We start from the raw sequence: 23,426 nt of genomic DNA on the forward strand, positions 1-23,426 counted from the left end.
TCATATTAGCACATATGTTCGCATCTGTGCTATCGGTAACGGATAAGCCTGCAAAAAAGCACCGCTTTCGACTGAAAACGGTGCTTTTCCTTTGAACCTCTGAGCCTCTGAGCCTCTGAGCCTCTGGTCCTTCATCCTGCGGCTAAGTAAAACGGATCGAGTAGCCTCCTGACAGCAAATACAGATGGCTTTCCACTTCCCGGGAAGGGTTGATAATTTGTTTGATCGCCCGAATGTAGAGACTGATTTGCCCATTGTATCTTCGTTTCATTTCTTCCATCGCGTTCGCTGAAGCTTCCTTCGCCATCCAGTCTGTCTTGAAGTCGATCAAAACAAGACCGCCGTCCTCTTCCTCCAACAGACAGTCGATCACCCCTTGGACGATGATTCTCTCGGCAGCAGCTTCGGCAAGCTGTGGCTCTACCTCATGGGCTGGAAGCGCCAAGGTAAATGGCAGCTCGCGGTGGACAGCCTTGGCCGCTTTCATGCGCTGTCCAAGCGGATCGGCAAAAAATCGGGCAATCTGGGCAACGTCTACCGCCTGTACCTGCTCCTCCGTCAAAAAGCGGCGCGCCGCCAGCTCCGCGACTTGCTCGCGAATATCCGCCTCATCCAGCGCTCGCTGCAAGTCAAGATGCTGGAAGACCAGGTGCGTGATCGTCCCTTTTTCAGCCGCCGTCAAACGATTCGACTTTTGTTCAGCCAAAAACTTCGGCTTTTCCGTAATGGAAGGCAAGGCGAACGGCTGACCATTTTTCGTGACCTTGGCCATTCGCGTAAGCTCGCTGACGCTCCACTTGGCTGCTACTCCGGGAGTGATCGGGTGCGGGTCAGACCAGCCGAGCCTGGACTGTACCAACTCTCGCAACGCTTCGTCGCGAGGCCGCTCCGCGATTGCTTCCCGTCTCGTCACTCGCTCCCACAAATTCATGTCGTCGCTGGCAGCTTCCTGTTGTGCCTTTAGCTCGTCTGCCTGGTAAAAATGAAAAGACCAGTCTGAGTCGTCGATAATCGTTCTGACCCGTACTGCTTCTCCTGCTCCTTGCGTCTGCGGATAAGCGCGCAAGTCTCCCGCTGACGGATGCCGCAGCAAGGCACGGCCGACCCAGTCAAAATATCCTTTGGCCTGGATCAAATCTTCATCGCTGAGCCGCTCCCCGTCGCCTTGCCTGCCCCAATCCGTCACGCTTTTGGCCAAGTCTTTCGCCGAGCCGACGAGAATCAGCTTTTCGCGGGCGCGCGTCAAAGCGACGTACAGCACGCGCATTTCTTCCGCGAGCATATCCCGGCGCAGTTGCTGGCGAATACCCAATGCCGCGATGCTCGGGTAGCGAAGCTGCATGGACGGCTCTACGGCCATCGGGCCAAAGCCCAAGTCCTTGTGCAGCAAAAAGGCGCTTTTCAAATCCATCGTGTTGAACTGCTTGCCCATGCCTGCCACGAACACGACAGGGAACTCCAGCCCTTTGCTCTTATGGATCGTCATGATCCGCACGACATCCTCGTTTTCTCCGATCGTGCGCGCCTCGCCCATGTCATTGCCTGCTTCCTGAAGCCTGTCCACGAAGCGCAAAAAGCGGAACAAGCCGCGATAAGAGCCCGCTTCGTACTGGCGTGCCCGATCGTAAAGCGCGCGCAAATTGGCCTGCCGCTGCTGCCCGTTTTCCAGCGCTGCCACATAGTCGAGGTAGCCTGTCTCGCGATACAAGACGGACAACAGCTCGGACAGCGCCCCTCTGCGGGCATGCGTCCGCCAGCCTTCCAGCTTGTAGAAAAAGTGGCGCAGCCGTTTTTCCCACGCTTCTTGCGCCGCCCGCTCCTCTGCATACTGAATGACAGCCAGGTGAAACGGCCCCGTTGGATACTCGATGCGGATGTGCGCAAGCTGTTCCTCGCGCAGACCGACAATCGGCGAACGCAAAACGGCCGCGAGCGGAATGTCCTGCAAAGGATTGTCAATCACGCGCAGAAGCGACAGCATCGTCTCTACTTCTGTCGCAGCGAAATACCCTGCCGTCTGTTCGGCGTAGACAGGAATCCCCGCAGCGTGCAACTCATCCTGCATCGTCTGCCCCCAGCCAGAGGTCGCACGCAGCAGGATGACGATATCCCGGTACGCAAGCGGACGCATTCCGCCTGCTTTTTTATCAAAGACAAGCAGGGGAGACTCTCCCTCTCCCGGTTCCATCCAGCGGCGAATGCGGCTGGCGATCAGCCGCGCCTCCAGTTGGGCGACGCTCGCTTCTTCCACCGTCTCACCAGCTGTATCGGGAACGCCTGCCGTCTCGCCCTCATCGCTCACCTCTGCCGACCACGCCTGTCCCTGCTCTGGCTCGGCCGTGCTGCGATTGATCAGATGCACTTCCGCCTGCAGCCTGCCTGGCTCCGCTTCGGGATACGATGCGCGGTTGATCAGCTCGGCTGACTGATCGTAGTCAATCTCCCCGACGCCCGGAGACATGATTTGCCGAAACAAAAAGTTGACCGCATCGACAACCTCGCGTCGGCTCCGGAAGTTGGCTGCCAGATCGATTCGTCGTCCCGGATCGGCTTCGCCTGCTTGACGGTAAGTCAAATACTTTTCCAGAAACAGCTTCGGCTCAGCCAAGCGAAAGCGGTAAATGCTCTGCTTGACATCTCCTACCATAAAGCGGTTTGCCACAGACTCGTTTGTTCCGTCGCGCGAAACCATGCGCAAGATCGTTTCCTGCACGAGATTGATATCCTGATATTCGTCGACGAGCACTTCCGCGAACTGATCGCGCAGCTGCTCGGATATGGAAGAAGCAACAAGCTCGCCAGCGTCATCGGTCGTCATCAAAATGCTCAAGGCAAGATGCTCCAGATCGCCGAAGTCCACCAAGCCGCGCGAGCGCTTTTCCAGTTGGAAAGCGTCGGAAAACTCGGTAACGAGTCGCGCCAGCGTCTTCATGTGCGGAGCAATCCGCTGCAAATCGGCAGCATACTGCTCGGCTGTCATCGAAAAATACTGCTCGATCAGCTCGGAAAGCTCCTTTTTCACGCCGTTGCGCAGCCCCTGAACCTGATCCTTCGTATCCGGGTCCGTTCCCTTCACGGGTGGCAGCTTGGCAAACGTCACCCCGCAAACAGCCTGGCTCGCTGCTTCCCAGCCTTGCTTGCACGAAGCCGCAGCTTCTCTTAGCGCCTGAGCCTCCGCCTGCAAAAGCGGCAAGTACGCCGCCGGACCTTCTGGCGACGCCGCCAGTTCCTGCGCCCTGCTCATTTTCCCCGCCATGCCGACGAGTTGCAGCTGCACAGATTGCAGCACGCTGTTGGCCCAGACTAGCCCGTCTAGCCCTTTTCCTGGCGGGATGTCAAACATAGCGGCTGCCTCGGCAAGCCATTGCTCGGGGGAAGGATGGCTGCGGGAAAACTCGTACAATCGCAACAGCAGCACAGCCAGTGACTGATCGTCCTGCCCGTCCAGCATGATATCTGCCAGCGCGTGAAAATCCGGGTCGGTTTCATACCAGTTCTCCAGCTGTTCCTCCAGAACGTCTTGCCGGAGCAGCTCGCCTTCCATCTGGTCGGCGATGCGAAAATCCGGGTCAAGCTCAAGCAAATAGTAATACTGCCGCAGAATGCCAAGGCAAAAGGAGTGCAGCGTCGTAATCGTAGCCCGCTGCAAGAGCGCCAGCTGTCTGCGCAAATGCGCGGAATGCGGCTGCTCCTTGAGCGCCTTTTGCAGCGCGTCGCCAATCCGGTGACGCATCTCGGCCGCCGCGGCATTGGTAAAAGTCACAACCAAAAGCTGGTCGACGCCGACAGGGTCGTGCTCATCCATGATGCGCCGGATAATCCGCTCGACCAGCACGGACGTCTTCCCCGAGCCTGCCGCCGCCGCGACGAGCAGATTGCTCCCGCGCTGAATGATCGCTTGCCATTGTTCGTCTGTCCACTGCTCAGGCTTGGCCTGCATCGCTTGCTCCGCCATCCGTGGCATCCCCCTCTCCTGTCAGCTGCTGTTCGGCCAGCATGCTCCAGATTTGTTTGTTGTTCCATTTGGACAGCTGCCTGTGCTCATTGCCGCCCGTCTCCCCGTCAAACTGGCACACAGGCTTGTACGAACAGTAATCGCACGCCGTCATCGTGCCGTTGGAATAAGGCTGGATTTGTATTTCCCCGTCCGTCATCCGCGTGCTGATTTGCTTCACCGTATCGCGCACGTATGTCGTCAATGCCTGGAATTGCTCGGCTGTCGCCACAGAAGAACGCGAAGAAAGCGTTCCGTCTTTTTTCAGTTCAAAAGGAACCAACTCGGACGGGCCTTGCTCGACATATCCGTCCATCATCCTGGCCAGCTCCGGATCAGCCAGCATCAGCCCTTTCATGCGCAAACGCTTGGCCCGCTCCTTGGCTGCTTCGTCGGCTGTCAGCAACCGCTTGGCTGTCACAAACGGGTCCGCCACCTGGTAGTAGAAGACGCCGCCCATCTCCGCCTTTTTGCCCAGCCATGCCTCTGCGTTTTCCACGACGACATCCAGGTAGACGAGCAGTTGCAAGTTCAGCCCGTTCCACACGTCTGAAAGCGATAGCTGCTTGGGACTTGATTTGTAGTCGATGACGCGCAAATACGGAACCTCACTGTCCAGCGACTGGTCCACACGGTCGATGCGTCCGATCAACTGCAACTCCACGCCGTTATCAAGCGTCAGCACCAAGCCTGGCAAATCCGAACCCGGCCCGAAGGAAACTTCCAGCCCTACCGGAGCAAAACGGCTGCGCTTCGCATGCTCTCCCAGCACGTAAATGGCGCGGCCAACCGCTCGCATCAGCTTGCCGGACAAATAGCGATAGCGAGCTGTCCGGGTGAGGATGCTGCTTCTCGTCTGCGGCACCAGCTCAGACACGACTTCGCTGGCCAGTTGCATGCTGTGGTCTTCCGTCAGCCTGCTCCACTCCAGATTTTCCTGATTCATTTTTTCCACGGCGCGTTTGAGCGAGGCGTGGAACAATTCCCCTACATCGAACCGCTCCAGCTTGTACATCGTCCGTTCGGACAGCCGCAAGCCGTGCGAGGAAAAGTGGGAAAACGGACACGCCTGAAAGCGTTCCAGACGCGACACGCTCATTTTCAACTGCTTTCCGTACAAAGTCGCGCTCGTCTGCCTGTCCAGCTCTTCCGGGAGATTGCGGTAGCGCAAGCCGCCCAGCAGCCATTTTTCCCGCAGCTCCTCTGTCGAGGAACGAAGGTACCAGTCGTACACTTCCCACCAGAAGACAGGCAGCTCGCCCGTCTTTTTCATCGAGCGCAAAAGGGTAAGCAGGTGGCGAAACACCCTTCTCGGCTGCCCAAGCAAAAAGGCGTCTGTATCCGCTTCGCCAGTCGGCTCGTTGTAAAACACTTCGTGCGACAAACCCGGCAGCACTTCCCTGATGCGCGAGAACACCGCGGACGGCAATAATGCCTTGCCCTCTTCATCGGCCAGGGCACAGCTCATCGTCAGCCGCTCGGACGGCCGCGTCATCGCCTGGTACAAAAGATACGGCTCTGCCATCAGCTTTTGCTTGGCACTTGGCGCAAGCGATTGTCCCATTTCTGCCAGCCGCTCGCGCTCAGCCTCATCCAAAATGCCTTCTTCTTTCGGGCGCAAAGGAATAATCCCTTCATTCACTCCGAGAATAAACAGCGCCTTGACGTCAGGCTGGCGGGAACGCTCCATGGCCCCGACCAGCACTTGATCCAGCGCGGGCGGTACAAGTCCAAGCTCAATCGACTCCAGTCCGCTGTCGAGGACACGCGCATAAGTAGCCAAATCCATGCTTTCGTCGCCCATGACCTCTACGACTTGATCCATCAGCTCGACAAGCCCGGTCCACACCTGACCATGCACCTGCGCCGCATCGAGATCGCCCTCTTTTTCAGCTTTTCGCTGCCAATATTCCAGCTTGTTTGGCACATCGAGAGCGATCAGCAAGTTGTACAGGGCGAGCGTCATGTCCCGAACGCTTTTGCCCGTGGCCTGCTTCAGCTCCCGTTCAAAGGCAAGCAGCGGAGCAGCGTACTTGCGCCTCAGCTCATCAGCCTGCGCATCTTCCGCAGCCCCGGCTTGTCCGCGAAAACGCCACGCAGACTCCTCCGCCCATTGGTAGCCGAATACGCCGTGTGCCAGCACATAGTTTTCCAATCGGTCGATTTCCTTGCGAGCCGTGCGTTCGTCCGTAATGTCCATTACGAGCAAGTCTGTTTTCAAACAGCGAAAAACCGCGTCATACCGCCATTTCGTTGTGACGACCTCCAAAGCCGACCGCACAAGCTCCACCAACGGATGATTCATCACTGTACGCTTCTTGTCCAAAAAGTGCGGGATGCCGTAGTCGGTAAATACAGCCGAGATTTCATCGGCATACGTGCCGATTTCCCGCAGCAAGATCGCCATATCTCTCCAGCGGTATCCTTCTTCCCTGGCAAGCGCGACAATTTTCAGCGCGACGGCTTCCACTTCGGCCCGCCTGTTCACGGCAGAGAGCAGAGCTACCTCATCCGTGCGCCCAGCCTCACCGACAGGCGGCGGCGCTCCCCATTGGAAATAAGCCTGCTCAAGCTGGCGCAGCCACGGACTGGTCACAAAGCGCCTTGTCTCGTTCAAAAGCAGCGGTTTGGCGATGGAAACACCCGCTTCTCGCGCCATAAGTGACAGCGCCTGATACGTGCGCAACGTCGGATGGAACAATCCAAGCTCATCGACAGAAGCATCCCGTTCGTCCGGGTCCAACGTCAGGGCAATCGTCACCTGTCTGGCATGCAGCATCAGTTGCTCGATGACTCTCAGCTCCTGGTTGGTAAAGCCGGTAAAGCCGTCGATAAAAATTTCCGCTTGTCGGATGTACGCGGAGTCAGGCACCATGACCGCTACCCGGTTCAAAATATCGTCCGCATCGCAGTAGCCCTCTGCCATGTATCCTTCATAGGCGTTCATGATCAGCCGCAAGTCGCTTATTTTTTGATTGAGGTTCGCTCCCCCCCAATCCACATTTTCCGATTGGGTAAAAGAAACGCCATACGACTTGCACTCGCTGATCAGACGGCCGAGCTGGGAGGCGAAGCCCGGCTGCATCGCAGACCGCCCGAATACTTGTAGCTCCTCTTTATGCCGCTCCAAAAGCATGCGCAGCACCATGTGCTTTCCGAGATCGTCAACCGCTACCGTCGTTAAATCCCCTAGTTCTTGTAGCAGCCGATGAGCCAGCCGTCCGAAGCTCAATACTTGCGAGCCAATCACGCCACTCAGCCCGGGCAAGGTGGCGAGGGCGTATTCTTCCTGAAAGCTGGCCTGTTCCGGCACAAGCAAAATCATCGGCGTACCCAGCGGCTGTTCACGCAGTCGCTGTTGCATCTGCTGACGAATCGCTTCTGTCTTGCCCGTTCCTGCCCGTCCCAGTATGAATTGGACTGCCATGTTGTTTCCCCTTCCCTACTCCATTTCCAGCAGCAGCTTGCTGCCTTTGCCCATCGGCTCTGCCGGAGTCACTACCAGACGGCGCGGCATGCGCACACGTATTTCCGGAACGTGACTGATGACGCCAATCGTAAAATCGTCCATGCGCAGCCGCTCAAGCGCATCCATGACGACCTCCAGCAGTTCAGGATCGAGCGTTCCAAAGCCTTCGTCCAAAAAGAAAAATTCCAGTCTGCCGCCGCGCATCTGAATCTCCATCGACAAGGCTAACGCCAGCGACAGCGAGGTCAGGAACGTTTCTCCGCCGGACAAGGTGCTGACTGGACGGCGCATACCGCCTGCGCCCTCGTCGCGCAGGACAAACTCTCCCTCGTCGCCGATTTCCAATCCGTAGCGGTTGGCCGTCATCCGCTTCAGATGGTAGGAAGCATCTCTCGCAATCGTCACCAGTTTTTCCTCGGCAATGAACTGGACAAACGCCTTGGCTTCAAACAGCTTTTTCAGTTCTTCCAGACGGCTTTGCTCATCTTGCTGCTCGACAATTTGCTGGTGCAGCTCCTGCCACTTGCTATGGTTTTTTTCCATGCGATCGACGTGCTCTTTCGCTACGGCGACTTGCTTTTGCGCCTCGGCAAAAGACTGCTCCCATGTGCCCCACGCCTCTTTGGCAGCGAGCAGTTCTTCCGTGCTGACCGTGCGCCCTGCAATGGCTTGCAGCAGCCTGTCTTCCTCGTAACGCAGCTGTGTCAAAGCACGCGTATACGCTTCGACCTGCTCCCTTGCTTGGGGCAATTGCCCGCGCTCTGCGTACCTTTCTTGTACCCGTTCCACGTTGGCGAAGCCCGTCTCCTGCAACCCTTGATACAAAGCCTCGTGCGCCTCTGACCGCTGTCTCGTCAAGACAGCCAGCGCCTCGGAATGCTTGACCAAATCGTTTTGAACCAATTGTCTTGCCTCGGCAACCGTTTTTCGTTTGTCTTCTGCCTGTGCCAACGCTTGACGCAAAAGCGACAGCGCCTGCTCCGTCCGAGCCAGCCCTTCGCTCGAGGGAGTGCCGCCTGTCCGCTCCAGCCACTGGGCGTGCTTTTGCTCCCACATGCGCTTCCTGTCTGCCAGGCGTTCTCCGAGAGCAGCTTCACGGTTTTTCCAGTCGGCTCTGCGCGTCTTGGCTGTCTCCACCTGTGTCAAAAGCTGGCTCTTCAGCGCTTCCTGCTCGGCACGCGTGCGCTGCAACTGTGCCAGCAGCCGATCCAGACGGCCGATTTCCTCATACTGCTGGTCAATGCCCTCTACGGGAACGTCTTGGCGCACCTCGTTCAACGCTTGCCATGCCTGGTTGGCAGCTTGCTGCACCACAGCAAGGCGGGCTTGTATTTCCGCTGCTGACTGCTGCGCCTGTTCGAGCAACAGCGCGCTTTTTTCCATTTGCCGCTTCTTGTCGGCCTCTGCCTCGCGGAGCACTTCCAGCTGCTTTTGCTGCTGCTCCCGCTCGGCTTTTGCCTGTTCCCGTTCGGCATGCTTGGCTGCCAACGCTTTTTCCTCGCGCTGGTACACACTGATCAGCTCTTCAAAAGTGTCGACTGCCCAAGGCTGTCCATGCCCGTGACACTCCGCCTTGATGGCAGTTAGCCGCGCCGCCAGCTCTTTGTGCTCTGCCTGTATCGCGGCAAGCCGCTCCTCGACGGCTGCCAACGCCCCTTTGGCAACGACCCACGCTTCTTTGTCTCCGGCTGCTTTCTGTTCGGCAGCCTTCCCTGCTTCCTCTGCGGCTTTGATGCGTGTACGCAGCTCATCGCCAGCGACTTTGGCTTCCCCGTCCGCCAATTGGTCCTGATGATCCAGCGAATGGTGCACGGAGCCACACACTGGACATTCTTTGCCCTGTTCCAGACGCTCTCGCAAATAGCGCGCCATGTTTTCCTGCTGCCACTGCTCCCACGCCTGCCTAAGCTCCTCCCGCTCGGTCTGGCGCGCAAGAACAATCGCCTCGCTCGATTGAGCGGCCAGCGCCAACTCCTGGCAGCGCTTTTGCACCTGTATGTGCTCCTGCTCGATCTTTTGCCGCTTTTCCTGCCAGCCTTCCACAGCCTGCAAACCTTCCCGCCATTGGCGGCCGATCTGCTTCATTTCGCCCAGCACATTGCGGGACTGCTCCCACTCTGCATCGCTCATGACCGGCTTGTCCGCTGCTTTCGCCATCTGCTCCTTGTGCGCTGCCAGGTGGCTCTCTGCCTGCTCCCAGTCGCGCTTATCCGCAGCGGCCTTTTCGGTCAACACCTGTAAACGCTGCACAAGCGTCTTCTGCTCTGTTTCTTGCTCACGCAGCTTCGCTTGCTCCCGTTCCCACTGCTGCTTCGCTTCTCTCGCCTGCGTGATCCGATCTCGCCACTCCGGAGCAACCATGGCCTTTTGGCTCGCTTCCTCCAGCCTGTTCCACTCCTGCTGCCAGTTCTCCAAGGCTGCTTCGTCTTGCTGTAGCTGCTGTTCTGTTTGCAAAAGGCCACGCGAGACTTCCTGCCACTCCCGCTCCAAAGCGGTCTGTTCCTCGCGAATCGCTTTTAGCTCGGCTTCCCATTCCTGAGCTTGCACCAGTCTGCCTTTTTGCTCGATCAACTGCGGTTCCTGAGCGGCCAGCTCCGCCTGAGCCTGCGCATATTGAGCTTCTGCCTCTTCCAGAGCAAGCCGCGCCGCTTCCTGTTGTCCGCGGCTTTGTTCCAATGCCTGCCCGGTCCTGACCCACTCCTGGTCGAGCCGCTCGTATTGCTGCACCAGCGGCCACAAGCGGATGCTCGCCTCCCACTCGCCCATTCGCGAAGTCAAAGCAGCCATTTCCGCTTCCTTTGCCGTCTGCTGTTGCAACTGCTGCTGCACGCCCGCAAGCTCTGCCTGCCACTGGTGAAGCTGTTCCAGCTCCTTGAGCTTGCCCGTCAGCTCCTGCTTTTGCTCCGTAAATTCCCGCTCGATGCTGGCTGCCTCTGCGAAAGTTTGTCTCGCCTGCTCCAAAGCCTCTGGCCCCGCATCACCCAAAGCCGCTGTCGCAAGCTGTAACTGATGCATTTGCTCTTTTACCTGATCAAGGGCGTGCCGTACCCGTTCGCTCAGCTTTTCCCCGTAAATATGCAGCCGGAACATCCGTTGCAGCATTTCATTGCGCTCGCTGCCTTTCAATGTCAGGAATCGCGAAAATTGCCCCTGCGGCAACACAACGGCACGGGTAAAGTCTTGCAGCGTCAAGCCAATCAAGTCCTCCACCGCCGCAGTGGCAGCCGTCGCCTTCGACTCCAGCACAACGTCCGGCTCTCCGGTCAAAGCGCCTGACTGAATCAGCCGCACTTCCGGCTGTCGCTTGTTTCCCTTTTTATCCAGGCCAAATTCCCGCTCGATCGTATATCGCTTGCGCTCATCCCCTGTGCCCAGCTCGAAAGTAAAAGAAACGAAGACGCGCTGCTCCAACTGGTTCAGCACTTCTTTCGGATGATTGCCTCCGCCCAGACGAACGACCTGACCGTAAAGCGCCAGTGTAATCGCATCGAGGATCGTCGATTTTCCGCTTCCCGTCGGCCCGAAAATCCCAAACAATCCCGCCTGGCACAAAATTTCGAAGTCAACCTCCTGCATTTCTCGATAGCTGTGCATTCCCGCCAGCTTCAATCGTATCGGTCTCACGCTTCTTCCTCCTCTCCTCCGGTTTCTTGGAGCAAACGCTGAAACAAGGCAACAAGCCGATCGTCCGGGGCCGCTCCCCGCTTGCGCTCATAAAATCGCCGGAACAGCTGATCCGCTGTCAGCTCGGTCAACTCCACCCGTTGCGCCTCTTCTTCCTCGCGCTGCTCGCGTACGACGACCCGCTGGATTTTCAAAAAGTCATCCGATAGCTTGCGCACACGCTGGAACTCAGCAGGGTCGATGACATCCGAAACATGCAGCTCCAGATCAATCCAAGAGCCTGCATCCCGCCCTTCTGCCAGCCAGCGCTCGACCTGGGCGATTCCTTCCGTCGCCTTCCAGCGAGCCAACGGTCGACCGCTCGTCAAGTAAATGATCTCTTCTTGCACCGACTGCCCCGGCTGCACCTCGACCAGTACGACCGCCTTGCTCTGTCCCGCTTCGGAAAAGCTGTAGGAAAGCGGCGAGCCACTGTAGCGAACGAGCGGCTTGTCACTGAGCTTTTGCAGCCGATGCAGGTGACCGAGCGCCACGTAATCGGCGTTTTTCGGGAACGCCTGCGGCGACACCGTCAAGGCACCGCCTATTTGAATCGGCCGTTCCGAATCTGTCTCCATGCCGCCCATGACAAACAAGTGACTGGTGACGAGATTCACCGTATCTTCGCGAAAATGCACGGACAAATCCGCAAACAACTGGGCAATCCGCTCGGAAAAGGCGAGCTGCATCTGCTCCTGGGTAAAGCTCTCGCTGAGCAGCTCCTTCAAGCGCGACTCCGATGGATAAGGCAGCGCAAGCACTACGGCATGGTGCTCGCAGCCGGGCACCTTCAACTCCAGCCAGGAAGGCCCGCCCTGAACGATCTGCACGCGATCCGCCGACACTTCCTGGGCGATCAACGGCGCTTCCTTCGGCAAGCCGAGCAAGACAATCCCTTGCTTCGTAGCGAGCGGTGCTGCTGCCCTGACCCGTTCCGGCTGATCGTGATTGCCCGCAATCACAATGACACCTCTCCGCCCTTCCGCGGACAACCGTTCCAGCGCTTCGTAAAACAGCTCCTCTGCCCATGCCGGAGGGTTAACCGAATCGTACACATCGCCTGCCACCAGTACCAAATCGACTTCGCGTTCCTCCGCAATCCGGCAAAGCTCGTCCACAAACGCCGTCTGCTCCACGCGTCGGTCCCGGCCTTCGAGCTGGCGGCCGAAATGCCAGTCTGCCGTATGTAAAATGCGCATGACTTCCATCCTTTCCTCACGATCATGTGTTTGCTTTTCATTGTAACAAAAGACAGCGCTGTTCGTGATTGAAATTTACGGTACTTCCCGGTTACTTTTGCGCGTTCTCGACGTCTTTTTACTAGAATCACCTATTCCCTGGTACATGAAAGAAAGGAGCACGCTTATTTTGTGGACGCGCCGCCTGTTGTTTTTCGCCCTCGCCGGACTGGCCTTGCCCAGCTTTGTACACGCTGCCGCTCCCCCATCTGCCAAACCCGCCACTCCCAACCCGGAGCAGGTCATCGGCTGGATCAATGCGAGCGCAAAAAATCTTGTCGCCTTGCCAAATTTTGATTTTCAACTGGCGAATCTGGACGATGACGCGGATTGGGAGATCGTCGCCAAACAAAATTCTACGGTACACCTCGGAACGTTTTACATCCTCGATCAAAAAGCGGATCGCACCTATTCGCTCGTCGCGGAAAAACCGTGGAACGTCCCGCACCTGCAATTGGAACGATGGGACTTTTCCAGCGAACGCAACCACCCGCAGCTTGATCCGCACGCTTCAGACGACCCTGCGGAAGTGGCGGGAAAACGCTTGTTTGAAACGGTTGACCATACAGGCGGAACGGGAATCTCTGTCTATGAAGCCCATCTCTGGTACATGGAAAAAGGCAAGCTGGTCGAGGCCTGGAGCGGTGTTTTGAAGCAAACCTCATCCGTGCCAGGCGGTCAACTTTTCCAGACGCTTGGCAACTACCAGCTTCTTACTGACGACGAGCAGCACCCTGCACTCTACTATTGGACGACGGAACAGGAGCTTGACCCGGATACAGGCAGCCCGCTCCCTGGCAAATCGTCAACCAAGCTGCAAGTATACCGCTTTGAAAACGAGGCATTCACTCTCGCGCCCTGACGCTTTTCGCCACAGATGCACAAAGCCGCACTCCCGGTCGATCAAAGGGAATGCGGCTCTTTTTTTCATCTTACTGCTTATCGTTTCAACTTGTCCGGCCGCGGTGATTTGAGCGACTGCAAGCACATGTAACAAATGACGCCAAACAAAATCGTGATGATCATCGAGTGAAGCAGCGTCGCGTAGAGGTGGAGCTGGAACAAGACGACGAAGCCGCCGCTGAACACTTGAGCGATGACCAGCACAAAAGCGAGGATGCTCGCCCCGTACAGATCGCGACGCGTTTGTTTGAAATGACGGATAGCGTAGATCATCGTTGCCAACAGCACAATCGCCAGCACCAGCGCCCCCAGCCTGTGTGCGAATTGAATGCCGATCTGCCCGGACAGCTCGGGAATGATTTGCCCCTCGCACAGTGGCCAGTCACTACAAGCCATGCTGGAGCCGGTATGTCTGACGTACGCTCCCAGGTAGACCACTCCGTACGTGTAGGCTGCCACAGCCCAAATCCAGTTGCGGAATCCTCTCGGGGCTTTTGCCTGCACCATGCTCGCCATTTTGTCGCGCTGCAACACGAACCCGGTCAAAAGGAACACGCCCGTGAAGGCCAGAAGCGAAAATCCGAAGTGCAGAGCCAGGACGGACGACGACTGCGGCCAGATCACCGCGGAAGCGCCAAGAATCGACTCCAGCACGATAAAAAACAAACCGAACAGGGCGAGATTGCGCACTTCCTGATTGCCCCGGTAATGACGCCAGCAAAGTACGGAGAAAACGATTACCACAATGCCTGCCACGCCTGTAATCAGCCGATGCATGTATTCAATGATTGAAGCCAAGGTATACTCCGGAACCCATTTCCCATTACAGAGCGGCCAGTCGTTTCCACAGCCCAGGCCCGAATCTGTTTTGGTCACAAGCGACCCGGCGATCATGACGATAAACATGACGAGAGTAGCAAGAACGGCTAGAGGTTTCAGCCATTTTTCCATAGTGAATACACCCTATTTCTTGTGATGTTTGAGACTCTCGGTGAAGCAGCCTCTTAACTGTTGCCCTCTCTAACATTAATGAAACATCCCCTGCTAAGCAAGGGATGTTCCGTGAACATTTGGTGAGTGTTTCGTGTCAATAATGGTACACCATTGTGCTGATGACAATGACGGCGCAAAAGACTGTCAAATACAGAATCGAGTAGCCGAAAAGCTTGCGCGCCCACGCCAGATCATCCTTGGCTTTGAAGCCTTGGAACAGCAGCACCATGTACACGATTCCCATCAAGCCCATGACAGCCAGGTAAACATAACCAACGCTTCCATGGATAAAGAGCAGCAACGAAGCCGGGAACAGGACAGATCCCCACAAAACCATTTGCCGCTTCGTTTCTGCGAAGCCTTTGACAACTGGCAGCATAGGCAGATTGCCTGCGCGGTATTCCTCGGTTTTCAGCATCGCCAGCGCAAGGAAGTGCGGCGGCTGCCACAGGAACAAAATCAGGAAAAGCAGCCACGCTGCCGGGTCCATGCTGTTCGTTACAGCAACCCAGCCGATTACAGGCGGAGCCGCACCGGAAATCCCGCCAATGACCGTGTTCAATGTGGTCACGCGTTTGAGCGGAGTGTAAATTAACACGTAGAAAATATGACCGATCAATCCCCAAACAGCAGCCAGCGGATTGGCGAATACGGCGAGCACCGCAAGACCTGCGAGCAGCAAGCCGATCCCCAAGAGGATGGCCGTGCGTGGCGCGATGCGCCCTGCTGCAAGAGCACGCCCTTTGGTACGCTTCATTTTTTTGTCCAAATCACGGTCGTAGTAGTTGTTTAACGTCGCACCCGACATGATCACCAAAGCTGTACCAATCATGGTGAAAATCGCTAGTTTCCAGTCTGGAAAACCGTAAGATGCCATCCATAGGGCAGCAAAGGTAGTCATCAGGTTGGACATGGTAATCCCAGGCTTTGTCAGTTCTACGTAGTCCCGAAAAGTCGCCGGCTCTCCCGGTTGTGCGTGCAGGGGTGTCTCGCTGTTAAGCGATTCCTGCATTGTCACTTGCTGGTCCACGTTTTGTACCTCCTGTCTGAATCTATCTGAACATGCGAATATCCGAATGAAGAACTAACTTCCATTGTATCGAAAGCAAAAGAAGCTAGTCAACTTGAAAAGCGCCCAAGCTACTTTCCAAAAATAACATCCAGAACGCCAGCCGTTTCCCCGCCCGGATAGATGATATACAGCAGCGTGTACACCGTAGCTCCGGTAATGGCGGTCACAAACCAGACGATCGACGTCCACGGCCCGATTTTGCGGTGGGCGGCAATGTTGTTCTTGTAGGCGTGTCTGAGCGTGATCAGCCCCATGACTCCCCCTACGGTTGCCAGCACGATGTGAAAGACGAGAAACGTCTGATAGATTGGCTTCAAGCTGTCCGGCCCGCCGAAATGAGTATTCCCGACAAAAGCCGTTCTGGATACATACGTGATGAAGAAGATCGTCGCACAGATGGCGGCCCACTTCATGATCTTCATGTGCTTATCAATTTGTTTCTTCGCGACCGCATACCAGCCACAAGCGACAAGAATACCGCTGATGACGATAAACGACGTGCTTATCGTAGGCAGCAAGATGGACATTTCTACACCTCATTCAAATAATCTATCTATATTTTTATACCCGGCCTTCATCCATCGTCGGCGTTTTTCTCAGCAGGGCAACCGCGGGCTGCTCATCCATCGGCAGGTCTTCCTGCTTCTCCTGCTTATACCAGTGGTAGAAAACGTAGGCGAGCACGGAACCATACACAAGCTCCTGCACCAGTTTCATGATGATTCCACCAAGTCGCTGGTCACTGAACGTGTCGAGGCTCGGGAACAGTTGCGGAGCCGAGATGTACGTCGCATACAAAGGATCGGACGCGAAAATAATCAACGCACAGGCAGGGGTAATCAGCACCCCGTTGGCAAAAATGTACGTCAATTTTTTTAATCCCGCCAACTGTCTCTTGCTGTCGGACAATGGACTGACAATCGGCCACCACATAGCGAAAGCAGCGAAAATCAAGACGACATGGTAGACTGTCATCCACTCGTGATTAAGAGCCGCTGCATCAAATATAAACGGTATATGGTAGAACGAAAACAGCGTGTTGAACAATAATGCCGCTACCAGCGGGTGAGTAACCGCGCGAAGAATCGCTTTGAGCGGCCGCGGCTGAAAGATTTTTTCCAAAAGCCACTCCGGCATCGCCAAGAGCACAATCGGAGGCAGGGCAAAATACAAAATGGACTGCTGCAGCATGTGCAGGCTGAACAAGTAATGATGGCCATAATAGCTGATCGGGCTTCCTTGTGCCGCGTAAAACAGCAGCAAGCCAAAGACAAACAGCAGCTTTTGCTTTGCTGTCGCCGTGGTGGCATGTTCAAAACGCTTGTGCATGGGACCCGTTACCAGGAAATATACCGTGGCAATTAAAAGAGTGAAGAGCATCACGTCGGGACTCCACAAATCTGAAAAGGATGCCCCCGTGTTCATCGCTGACAGCTCGTGTTGATGCTGACCCATTCATATCCTCCCTTCGAGCTGAGCTTTATCTCGATTTGAATTTTTTTACATTCTAATCTACCTAATAAGGGTGCCCTCTATACAATCTCCATTATACCGTTGATTGCCTGCTTCTTTGATAAGAAAAATGAACAAAGTGTTGACAAATGCTTTGGCAAAAAAAAGAAGACCAGATCTCCTCTGGTCCCCTTGTAAAACGCGGTCTGGACTACACTCCGAAAGAAACGAATTTCGTCTCCAAATACTCATCCATTCCGTAACGTCCACCTTCGCGTCCGATGCCGCTTTCCTTGAATCCGCCAAACGGAGCTTGCGTCTGGGTCGGCGATCCGTCGTTGATGCCGACGATGCCGTACTCCAGCTGCTCTGCCATCCGGAAGCAGCGCTGGTTGTCACGCGTGTACACGTAAGCAGCCAGACCGTAGCGCGTATCGTTTGCCTGGCGCACGACGTCTGCTTCGTCTGAGAAACGAACGAGCGGAACAACTGGTCCAAACGTTTCTTCGTTTGCGATTTTCATCTCTTCGGTCACACCGGAGATAACGGTAGGCTCGCAATAGAAGCCATTTGCGTAGTCGCCTTCTGTCAGACGGTTGCCGCCGTATACGACTTGGCCGCCTTTTCCTTTCGCGTCCTCAATGTGCTCCAGCACTTTGGAAAGCGCGCGCTCGTTCACCAACGGTCCGATTTCGGTTTCCTTCAGTCGTCCGTCTCCCACTTTGGCCCGCTTCAGACGCTCGACCAATTTCTCGGTAAAGGCGTCGGCTACATCTTCGTGAACATACAGCCGATTCGTGCAAATGCACATTTGGCCGGAGTTGCGGAACTTGCTCTCAAACAGCCCTTTTACTGCCGCATCCAGATCGGCGTCAGGGAAGACGATGAATGGCGCGTGGCCGCCCAGCTCCATGCTGACGCGCTTCACTTGCTTCGCCGCTCCTTCCATCAGCAGCTTGCCGACGCGAGTGGAGCCTGTGAAGCCGATTTTGCTCAGCTTTGGATTCTCGATAAACTCTTGGCCGATCGACTCCGGCTTGCCGATGACGAGGTTGACGACCCCTTTTGGAAAACCAGCCTTCTCGATCAGTTCAAACAAGCGAATGGCAGACAGCGGCGTCGCTTCCGCCGGCTTCAAGACTACTGTGCAACCGGCTGCCAGTGCAGGAGCGATTTTGCGTGCGACCATGTTCACCGGGAAGTTCCACGGTGTAATCGCGCCGACCACACCTACAGGCTGACGGAGCACCATGATGCGCTTGTTCGGCACGGACGAAGGGATCGTCTCTCCGTAAACGCGCTTCGCTTCTTCCGCATACCAGACGAAGTTGTCCGCTGCACCCAGCACTTCGCCTTTTGCCTCGCCAAGCGGTTTGCCCATTTCCGCAGAAATGATGCCTGCCAGCTCGTCACGGCTCTGCTTGACCAGTTCGGACAAGTTGTACAAATACTTGGAGCGCTCGCGAGCAGTCAAACGGGACCAGCTTCCAAAAGCCTCATGTGCAGCGTCAATCGCTTTTTGGGCATCGCGGGAATCTCCAAAAGCAGCGCTTCCCACGACTTCGCCCGTCGCCGGATTCACGATTTGAATCGATTCGCCGCTCTCGGCAGAAACCCACTCTCCATTGATATACATTTGCTTGTACTCTCCCATGACTATCGCTCCTCTCACTCTCTTCAATAAATTGGCTTTAGCGCCTCAAACGGATTTTTGCAATGCCGGCAATACAAAATGCTGCGGCATGCGGCAGGGCCAAACAAGTTGTCAATTTGCGTATAAGGGGAGTCACAGTAAGGACAGGACACTTCCCATGTATCTCCCGGTTTGAAATCGATTGGCGGAGGAGCAATGCCGAAGCTCTTTAGCTTCCCTCTCGCCTCTGGCACGATGCGATCGGACGTCCAGGCGGGATCGTAGACAAACTGAACTTCCACCTTGCTGATTCCGTCCGCCTCTACCAGCTTCGCTGCGATATTTTTTTTCATGATTTCCAGCGCAGGACATCCGACAAAAGTAGGGAGCACGTCGACATGCGCGACATCGTCCTCTACCCGCACCTTGTGGATCATCCCCATCTCTACCATGCTTATGACCGGAATCTCCGGATCAGTCACTTGCTGTAGCAGTTCCCAGCATGTCGCTTCCAGCCCGTCATGTACATGCATTCCTTCTTGCGCCATGCAGATCACCCTTTCTACCAGCCCGCGGCCGGATCGATGCGATATACTTCCGACAAGGTAGCCAAAGCTTGTGCAAGCTCCGGCGTATGCTGACCGTGACGACCGCGCTGCTCAGGCACTCCCGGCTCACCCGCCCACACGAGGCCCGCTTTTTCAAAAATGCCCTGGGTCAATGTGAGCCACTTCTGTTTCAACTCGCCTTCGCCGGCAATCAGCCCACAGCGGACGATCGCGTCGGCGTTCGCACCGAGCTGATAAAGCTCGCCTGCATCCTTCCATACTTTCTCAATCGCGGCTTCCAGTCTTTTCCGCGCTTCGTCTGTACTGTTGGCCAACTGCGTGAGCCAAACTTGCCAGTGCATCAGATGGTAGCGATGCTCCGTCATCATTTTGCGGCTGACCAGTGCCAGCGGTGTGTACGATGATTGGAGCAAAGACTCCAGGCGAACCTGTTTGTACAGTCCGTACACATAGCTGCGGACAATCGCATACGCCCAGTCATAGTGAGGGTCGGTGTTGTAGTCGCCTTCCCCGTTTTTTCGCTCGACCAAAATCGCATTGCGGAACGCATCTGCTTCCCGAAGCTGTGCGAGATCGTCCGCCTTGCCTACTCCGAGCTGTTCCAGCATCTCGTAAAACATCACGGCATGACCCATCATGTCCTGCGACATCGAAGAAAACGCGACGTCCTCCTCGATGTGCGGAGCCAGCCCGAGCCATTCCGAACCGCGATAGGCGAGAATGAAGTCGTCGTCAGCAAGCTGGAACAGCAAATCAGTCAAGGCTTGCGCGTATTCCGGGTTTTGTTTTGCCGCTTCTGTTGTTTCTACTTGTGAAAAGTCGCCCATGATTGTATCCCCTCCTGCTTAGCTGCCGCTTTCCGCATGCTTTTGTTTTTCTTCGTACTGTTCTCTGTGATGGCGCCATCTTGCCTGCAAGTCGCCATAGCCTCGCGTCTCCCGGTAGCTCTTGTTGTCGAGCCGCTCCAAAAACGGACGCTCTTCCGGCGACAAGCCGTAAATATCGTCGCGCTTCACCACCCAGATGTTAAAACAAGTCTCGCGGCGCAGGAAGTTTTCTCTCGCCATCGCGAGCGCAACTTCCTTGTTTGGAGCCAAGAGGCTGAACTGATGGACAAAAGATGAGCTGACACTTCTTTGACTGAATACTTCGTAAATGAAAAAGTCGTCTCTGACTTCTGTTTCCTTGTTCATATCCATTCACCTACCCTACGTGGCGGCCGTACGACATGATTGCGTCGCGCACCCATTTTGTTTCTTCATACGATGTTTCCCTAAGATTCAGACGATGAGCAGAGCGCGGGCCGTTCCCCTTGACGATCTGCTTGAACTGTTCCCAATCCGGTTGCTGATACACCCATTGGTCTTTTTCTTCATCGAAGTGAATCGTCTCATCCGGCACAGTGAAGCCGAGGTGGAAAATGCGTGGCAAATACTTTTTCAAAAACACTTGCCGCAGTTCCTCATTCGTCTGCGTGCGAATCTTGTAACGCATGTTGGCGGATTGGTTGCTCGTAATCGTACCGTTCTCAGGCGGTCCGAAGAACATCAAAAGCGATGGCCACCAGCGCGTAATCGCTTCTTGCAGCATCTGGCGCTGTTCCTCCGTGCCCTCTGCCAGCTCCAGGACGATGCTCTCGCCGTGCTGCGCATGGAATTTCTCCTCGGCGCAAATCCGGTGCAGCGCCCGCGCATACGGCGCATAAGATGTATCGAGCGACATGGACTGGGTAATGATAGCCGCTCCGTCCACCAGCCAGCCGATTACCCCTGCATCTGCCCAGGTTGGCGCTTCCATGTGGAACACATTGTGAAATTTCAGTCTTTTTGCAAACAAGTCATTCATCAAGTCTTCGCGCGTCTTGCCAAGCGGCGCCAGCAAATCTTCCGCTACCCGCAGCAAAAGCTGCCCGTGTCCCATCTCATCCTGCACCTTCGCCATGATCGCCAGCTTGCGGCGCAACGTCGGTGCCTTGGGTACCCATTCCTTTTCCGGCAAAGCCCCCATGATTTCGCTGATGCCGTGCATCGAAATCAGCTTGATCAGCTGGTTGCGGTAGTCGTCTGGCATCCAGTCGTCCGCTTCGATTTTTCCTCCGCGGTCGATTTTCGCTAAAAACGCTTCCATTTTTTCGTTTTCGGTCAGATCAGAACGTTCCATCTGTGTTTGCATGGAGAATACCTCCTTATTAGCCGTTGTCCATTATGTTAAAATCATACTACGTTTTTATAACGTTATAATAACATAACGTCATACGTTTTAGCAATATCCTTCCGCCTGGAACCTTTGCTTATTCCATCCGCCCGGACAGGACGGCCGCCTTTTTCAGCTGTTCTGCCATATGCCGCAGCTCTTGCATGACAGCGTCCAGCTCCTGAATGCGCGTAGATTGTTGCAGGCTGTGATTCAGCGTCTTTTCCATCTCGCCTGACACGGTGCCGACAAGGACGTTCATCTCGTCGAGAATGCGAAAAATGTCCTTTGCCGACGCCGAGGTCGTCTGCGACAACTGGCGAATCTCTTCGGCGACGACAGAAAAGCCCCGGCCTGCCGCTCCGGCTCGCGCTGCCTCCAGGACGGCATTCAACCCAAGCACATTGGAACGGGTGGAAATGTTGCGAATCAGCTCATTGATCTGCGTCGTCTCCGCGATTTTCACTTCCATTTGTCCTGCCGCATCGCTCAGCGTATGGCTGGCCTGCGCGAGATGATCGGCGTCTTTTGCCAGGCTTTCCGTATGTACCGCAATGTTTTCCAAGGCGTTCGTCAAATTTTCCGCCAAGCCGCGCAGCCTGTCCTCCTGATCGGTCGTGACCCCTGTAGCCAGACAGCCCACTACTTGCCCCTTTTCCACGATTGGATAACCGACGGCAATATACGGAATGCCGTAAAGCTCCTTGGAGATCTTCTTCACCACCCGCTTGTTTTCCGCAATCGCCGTGGCATTGATGCTCCCCTGGCGCAGCGGGTCCCCGACTTTGATACCCAGATTGAGTCCATGCGCCGGATAGTAAGCGAGAAACTTCTCCCGGTCGGTCACTCCGACCATGCAATCGAATAAAAAAGCCTTTTGCAAAATGGGGGCAACCATCAGCACGCTGTTTAACAGTTGAGACATGTATTTACCTCCTGACCAAGGGACGAAAACGGCTATTCTCTTCGCATCCGTCACGTTTGCGAAAAGAACAGCCATCGTCTCCACCTGCATCATCGATTGAATTACTTCACAATCTGGAATTTGCCGCCCTTCACTTCGACCATGATCATGCTGTCTTCCGTCAGTCCGTTGTGATCGTCATTCGAGAAGGTAAATTCCCCGGTAACTCCCACGTACTTCACTTTTTCCAAAACTTCGCCCAGCTTGGAAGCGTCGCCGCCTGCTTGCTTCAACCCTTCCACGAGCAGGTTCAGACCGTCGTAGCCGTATCCGGCAAAACCGTCCGGCTGCGAGCTGTACGCTGCTTGATAGCCTTCTGCGAACTTTTTGATGACCGCTGCTTGCGGGTCGTTTGCATCTACCTGATCCGGCACCAGCAGTTTGCCTGCTACCATCAGGACGCCTTCACCCGCATCGCCCACCAGCTCCAAAAACTTGCTGTTGGCTGAACCGTGGCTGCTGATGATCGGAATCGTCATATTGAGCTGTTTCGCTTCCTTCACAATCGTAGCCGGGCCAGGGTTCGTTCCTGCGACGATCAGCGCCTGTGCATCCGTTCCTTTGATCTTGGTCAGCTGGGAGCTCATGGACGGGTCCTTCGTGCCGTACTTCTCTTCCGCTACGATCGTAATGCCGTATTCAGGCGCGTACTTTTGCAATTGCGTTGTCCAGCCGCTTCCGTACGGATTGCTGTCGTTGAGCGTCGCGATTTTGGTAATGCCTTTTTCTTTCAAGTATTTGAAAATGCGCTTCGTGCCGTGTACATCGGTATGCGGTGTTTTGAAAATGCCTGCGCGCACCGGATTGGTAATCTGATCCGCTGCTGCCATCGAAATCAGCGGCAGCTTCTCTGTTGCGGCAAATTCGGCCATGCCGAGAGATGGTCCGCTGCCGGAGGAGCCGAGGACAGCGACTACTTTTTCTTTGGAAACCAGCTTCTTGATCGCTTTCACAGCTTCCGTGTTATCCGACTTGTCGTCCTCAAACACGACTTCGACCGGGCGGCCATTCACTCCGCCTGCTCCGTTGATTTCTTTGACGAGCAGCTCAACGGCTTGCTTCTCCGGTACCCCAAGCGGGCTGTTCGGGCCAGTCAGAGAGAAAATCGCCCCGACTTTGATTGGTTCCCCGCTGGCGCCACCTGTTGCCGCCGTCTGTCCGCCCCCTGCTTCTGCCGCTGGCTTCGCGCCGCCGCCACAGGCGCTGAGCAAGACGAGTGAAGCAATCGCTACCGGATACAGCCACTTGCGAAACGTTCCTTTTTTCATGGTTAAGCCCCCTTG

16 protein-coding genes are annotated in these 23,426 nt (G+C 55.7%); 1 reads left to right on the top strand and 15 read right to left on the bottom strand.

The features are described 5' to 3' along the window. Positions 1–142 precede the first annotated feature (142 nt). The 4 genes from addA to HP435_RS24315 are packed head-to-tail and all read right to left on the bottom strand — an operon-like array spanning position 143 to position 12,325. Entirely contained in the window at positions 143–3,955 is a 3,813-nt protein-coding gene (addA, locus tag HP435_RS24300) for a helicase-exonuclease AddAB subunit AddA (RefSeq protein ID WP_173596766.1), read from the bottom strand. Continuing rightward, positions 3,924–7,421: a helicase-exonuclease AddAB subunit AddB gene (gene addB / locus HP435_RS24305; RefSeq protein ID WP_173598545.1), complete on the bottom strand. Its 3,498-nt coding sequence runs from the start codon at positions 7,419–7,421 to the stop codon at positions 3,924–3,926. Before addB ends, addA begins: the two co-directional genes overlap by 32 nt. Positions 7,422–7,436: 15 nt before the next feature. Next, entirely contained in the window at positions 7,437–11,087 is a 3,651-nt protein-coding gene (locus HP435_RS24310) for an AAA family ATPase (RefSeq protein WP_173598546.1), read from the bottom strand. After that, positions 11,084–12,325 carry an exonuclease SbcCD subunit D gene (locus tag HP435_RS24315; RefSeq protein ID WP_173598547.1) on the bottom strand — a complete coding sequence of 414 codons (1,242 nt, stop codon included), beginning with the start codon at positions 12,323–12,325 and terminating at the stop codon, positions 11,084–11,086. The genes HP435_RS24310 and HP435_RS24315 overlap by 4 nt, the downstream gene beginning before the upstream one ends. Before the next feature lie 169 nt (positions 12,326–12,494). Between HP435_RS24315 and HP435_RS24320 the strand changes: the two genes are divergently transcribed. Next, on the top strand, positions 12,495–13,226 hold the full coding sequence (locus HP435_RS24320) for a hypothetical protein (protein WP_173598548.1): 732 nt from the start codon (positions 12,495–12,497) through the stop codon (positions 13,224–13,226). A gap of 77 nt (positions 13,227–13,303) precedes the next feature. Here the strand turns inward: HP435_RS24320 and HP435_RS24325 are convergent, their stop codons facing one another. The 11 genes from HP435_RS24325 to HP435_RS24375 all read right to left on the bottom strand — a co-directional run bounded on the left by HP435_RS24325 (position 13,304) and on the right by HP435_RS24375 (position 23,411). Then, the gene (locus tag HP435_RS24325) at positions 13,304–14,218 is read right to left on the bottom strand and encodes a COX15/CtaA family protein (RefSeq protein ID WP_122964334.1); all 915 of its coding nucleotides are present in this window, start codon (positions 14,216–14,218) and stop codon (positions 13,304–13,306) included. A 136-nt stretch (positions 14,219–14,354) separates the two neighbouring features. After that, the gene (gene cyoE, locus HP435_RS24330; protein WP_122964333.1) at positions 14,355–15,290 is read right to left on the bottom strand and encodes a heme o synthase; all 936 of its coding nucleotides are present in this window, start codon (positions 15,288–15,290) and stop codon (positions 14,355–14,357) included. A gap of 110 nt (positions 15,291–15,400) precedes the next feature. After that, positions 15,401–15,859, bottom strand: coding sequence for a DUF420 domain-containing protein (locus HP435_RS24335; protein ID WP_122964332.1), 459 nt, complete (start codon positions 15,857–15,859; stop codon positions 15,401–15,403). 34 nt (positions 15,860–15,893) lie between these two features. Continuing rightward, complete coding sequence (locus HP435_RS24340; RefSeq protein ID WP_122964331.1) at positions 15,894–16,787, bottom strand: cytochrome c oxidase assembly protein; 894 nt, start codon at positions 16,785–16,787, stop codon at positions 15,894–15,896. A 208-nt stretch (positions 16,788–16,995) separates the two neighbouring features. Next, complete coding sequence (locus HP435_RS24345) at positions 16,996–18,438, bottom strand: NAD-dependent succinate-semialdehyde dehydrogenase (RefSeq protein ID WP_122964330.1); 1,443 nt, start codon at positions 18,436–18,438, stop codon at positions 16,996–16,998. A 23-nt stretch (positions 18,439–18,461) separates the two neighbouring features. After that, positions 18,462–18,965 carry a 1,2-phenylacetyl-CoA epoxidase subunit PaaD gene (gene paaD, locus HP435_RS24350; RefSeq protein ID WP_063230860.1) on the bottom strand — a complete coding sequence of 168 codons (504 nt, stop codon included), beginning with the start codon at positions 18,963–18,965 and terminating at the stop codon, positions 18,462–18,464. A gap of 14 nt (positions 18,966–18,979) precedes the next feature. Further along, positions 18,980–19,813, bottom strand: coding sequence for a 1,2-phenylacetyl-CoA epoxidase subunit PaaC (paaC, locus tag HP435_RS24355; RefSeq protein WP_173596658.1), 834 nt, complete (start codon positions 19,811–19,813; stop codon positions 18,980–18,982). 18 nt (positions 19,814–19,831) lie between these two features. Then, entirely contained in the window at positions 19,832–20,179 is a 348-nt protein-coding gene (gene paaB / locus HP435_RS24360; protein WP_063230858.1) for a 1,2-phenylacetyl-CoA epoxidase subunit PaaB, read from the bottom strand. 10 nt (positions 20,180–20,189) lie between these two features. Further along, the gene (paaA, locus tag HP435_RS24365; protein WP_122964328.1) at positions 20,190–21,158 is read right to left on the bottom strand and encodes a 1,2-phenylacetyl-CoA epoxidase subunit PaaA; all 969 of its coding nucleotides are present in this window, start codon (positions 21,156–21,158) and stop codon (positions 20,190–20,192) included. 118 nt (positions 21,159–21,276) lie between these two features. Further along, positions 21,277–22,104, bottom strand: a complete 828-nt coding sequence (locus tag HP435_RS24370) for a methyl-accepting chemotaxis protein (protein ID WP_173598549.1) — start codon at positions 22,102–22,104, stop codon at positions 21,277–21,279. Between the two features lie 101 nt (positions 22,105–22,205). After that, the gene (locus HP435_RS24375) at positions 22,206–23,411 is read right to left on the bottom strand and encodes an ABC transporter substrate-binding protein (RefSeq protein ID WP_122964326.1); all 1,206 of its coding nucleotides are present in this window, start codon (positions 23,409–23,411) and stop codon (positions 22,206–22,208) included. Positions 23,412–23,426: the final 15 nt, after the last annotated feature.

Origin of the sequence: Brevibacillus sp. HD3.3A (assembly GCF_013284375.2) — a bacterium.
Classification (GTDB): Bacteria; Bacillota; Bacilli; order Brevibacillales; family Brevibacillaceae; genus Brevibacillus; species Brevibacillus parabrevis.

Excerpts from the sequence above, each read along its gene's own strand:
- paaB (WP_063230858.1), bottom strand. The coding sequence starts at position 20,179 with ATGAACAAGGAAACAGAAGTCAGAGACGACTTTTTCATTTACGAAGTA.
- paaA (WP_122964328.1), bottom strand. The coding sequence starts at position 21,158 with ATGCAAACACAGATGGAACGTTCTGATCTGACCGAAAACGAAAAAATG.
- HP435_RS24345 (WP_122964330.1), bottom strand. The coding sequence starts at position 18,438 with ATGGGAGAGTACAAGCAAATGTATATCAATGGAGAGTGGGTTTCTGCC.
- paaC (WP_173596658.1), bottom strand. The coding sequence starts at position 19,813 with ATGGGCGACTTTTCACAAGTAGAAACAACAGAAGCGGCAAAACAAAAC.
- addB (WP_173598545.1), bottom strand. The coding sequence starts at position 7,421 with ATGGCAGTCCAATTCATACTGGGACGGGCAGGAACGGGCAAGACAGAA.
- HP435_RS24375 (WP_122964326.1), bottom strand. The coding sequence starts at position 23,411 with ATGAAAAAAGGAACGTTTCGCAAGTGGCTGTATCCGGTAGCGATTGCT.
- HP435_RS24335 (WP_122964332.1), bottom strand. The coding sequence starts at position 15,859 with ATGTCCATCTTGCTGCCTACGATAAGCACGTCGTTTATCGTCATCAGC.
- HP435_RS24340 (WP_122964331.1), bottom strand. The coding sequence starts at position 16,787 with ATGGGTCAGCATCAACACGAGCTGTCAGCGATGAACACGGGGGCATCC.
- HP435_RS24370 (WP_173598549.1), bottom strand. The coding sequence starts at position 22,104 with ATGTCTCAACTGTTAAACAGCGTGCTGATGGTTGCCCCCATTTTGCAA.
- paaD (WP_063230860.1), bottom strand. The coding sequence starts at position 18,965 with ATGGCGCAAGAAGGAATGCATGTACATGACGGGCTGGAAGCGACATGC.
- addA (WP_173596766.1), bottom strand. The coding sequence starts at position 3,955 with ATGGCGGAGCAAGCGATGCAGGCCAAGCCTGAGCAGTGGACAGACGAA.
- HP435_RS24315 (WP_173598547.1), bottom strand. The coding sequence starts at position 12,325 with ATGCGCATTTTACATACGGCAGACTGGCATTTCGGCCGCCAGCTCGAA.
- HP435_RS24325 (WP_122964334.1), bottom strand. The coding sequence starts at position 14,218 with ATGGAAAAATGGCTGAAACCTCTAGCCGTTCTTGCTACTCTCGTCATG.